This window comes from Pedobacter sp. 01N416 (genome assembly GCF_056399685.1).
This window is the reverse complement of record NZ_JBFTRT010000672.1, coordinates 1-2,480: the sequence shown is the minus strand read 5'-3', so window position 1 is coordinate 2,480 and position 2,480 is coordinate 1. Positions and strand designations below refer to the sequence as shown.

The window sequence follows — 2,480 nt, the reverse complement described above, 5'->3', positions numbered from 1 at the left end:
GGCTGCATCCGCTGTAATATTAAATGTTGCGGGAGCTGATACCAATGTATTGTTTACAGGGGAAGTTACAGACACTGTTGGCAATTGATTTTTTACTAACAAAAGTTGTGGACGAAGCGTTGTGTTGGTAGCTTCCCTCGAATTGAATGTCACGTCGGCTGGTGAGCTCAAAAGTGTTGTAACTATACGAAGTGACACCACTTTATCACCCGAAAGTTCTGCCAATGCGTGACTGCTTATATCCCACTCAGCCCACCCTGAGCTTTTACCATTTATAGTTGCCAACAACGTAGTTGATGCAGGCTTGTTGTTCCAGGTAACACCAGTTTCTGTCCAAGTATCTGTAGGGACATAATACACCTGCCAGGTAGTAGAAGTTACATTGGTACCTGCACCAGCAATGTTTAATCGCAAGGTGGCAATATCAAAACTATCTATACCGTTAAGGTCAAATTTCAAGTAAATCTCCCTGTTATATCCAGTATTTACACCATCGTATTTAGCTACTAATGTGTTCATTGTACCAAAATTGAGATTTGCTGAACTTCCATCACGTACCAATGCGTCTGCCACAGGAGTTAATTGAGTTGTGTTTCCAACTTGTAAAGGCTGGCTTACACTTGTTGCTGCAGAATAATTACTATCACCTGCCTGACTTGCTGTAATGGTGCATATACCAACTCTAACTATATGCATTTTACTACCAATTATGGTTGCAACATTTGGATCAGAAGTAGTGTACGTAATAGGTAGACCTGAATCTGAAGTAGCAGTTAAAGTAATATCTGAACTACCATTGAATACATTTGACAACGGATTAAATGTTATTGTTTGGGGTAGTATAACTGCTCCCAATAGAATCTGCTGAATTGTTTGGGGTTGAACTGAAGAACCGGGTACCCAATTGGTGCCTCCATATTCGTAAGCACCTGCATCTGGAGCTGTTCCTACAAAACCATCTGTTATTCCTGGAATTGCAACACCATAGCCTACTGCCGGCGATGTTGACTGTAATGTAAAATCATAATTAGCTACATTAGTAAATAAAGGCGCAGTTGTAACGAGATTATTGCTGGCGGTAGAAAATACACTCCATGGTTTATCCGAAAGGCTATTACGCACTATTTGATTTTCAATATTAGTTCCAGCAACTCCCCAAGCATCCATACTATTTGTAGATAACCAAGCTGTATTATTATAAATTTCATGATTTACAGCAGGCTTATTTGTACGTATAGCCGTTACCGTTTTCCATATCACATTGTGATGCACAACAAATAGCGTATCGCCATTATCTAAATAAATTCCCTCCCCCAAGTTCTCTGCATGATTATCATGTACCCAATTATAGGCTATTTGAGCGCCGTGGCCGTTTGTACCATAGGTATACGTAATTCCTAAATCTGAAGTAATATATCCAGCGTCGGAAATATTATTATACGTAATATTTGTATTAGGGCTTATGCGATGCACGATTGAAGATCGTCCTGCATTACGTAATGTAGAATGCGTAATGTTGTGACCAGTTCCAATGACATTTACCGGAGCATTATCGTTACCTATCCAATCACAATCTTCCACCAAAGAATTATCAACTGTATTGTTTGTCCCGCCTACACTTATTCCATCACCCCAACTGTGAGCGATGTACGAATTTTTAATAATATTGTTGGTTCCCGAAACAGACACACCTTTGTTTTCCCATAAACTAAAGGTGGTTCTTTGGAAACCATATTTAAAATTTTTATTATACGGGGTTGGGTATAATATATTTACGCCATCAATGGTACAATTTGAAGAATTCTCCATCTTAATACTTGCAAACAGGAAATTTATGCCAACGATATTTATGTTTGATTTAGAGGACAAATCAAAACCATTGATACGTTTTCTGGCCTGTATATTCAATTGAGGCAATTTCGAAGGATCCTGAGGGTAATAGTATAAGGTATCATTTTGCCAATGCCACTCATTTACAGCATCAAGAGCATTGATATGGTTGGTGATAAATCCTTTACCACTACCAATATAATTGGCTGAATACGTAGTAGGCCATGCCGATGAACGGCTTACACAATGTACTGTACTGCCGCTGGACACATCGATTACACCATTGACAGATACCCATTTTTTGGCTACAACCCCTAAAAAAGTAGCGCCTTTCCAATAATTTGAAGAAGAACTTAATCCCGTAATTGTAGCATTTCCACTAGCATCAATACTAACTGGTGCCCAACTCGCAGTGCTTAAATTATTGCCATCTGAATTTGGATAGCGAGCCTCTTGTCCCAGCGCATTATTTACACACAGTTGTGTTACAGCACCAGGCACATACGCTTTATAGATTCCGTTTTTATAAAGTTGCCAATTTTTTACAGAGTCGGTCCCCATTATGACCACCTTGTCATTATTATATTTTGTAAAAGTTATTCCGGAATTTAATGGTGTAACAGTTTCACGGTAAACTCCACGCATGATAT

General features: G+C 39.0%; 1 protein-coding gene. It reads right to left on the bottom strand.

From position 1 onward, the window contains the following. A partial coding sequence (locus AC1DND_RS25660) for a CBM96 family carbohydrate-binding protein (RefSeq protein ID WP_477585387.1) occupies positions 1-2,480 on the bottom strand: 2,480 nt, incomplete at both ends.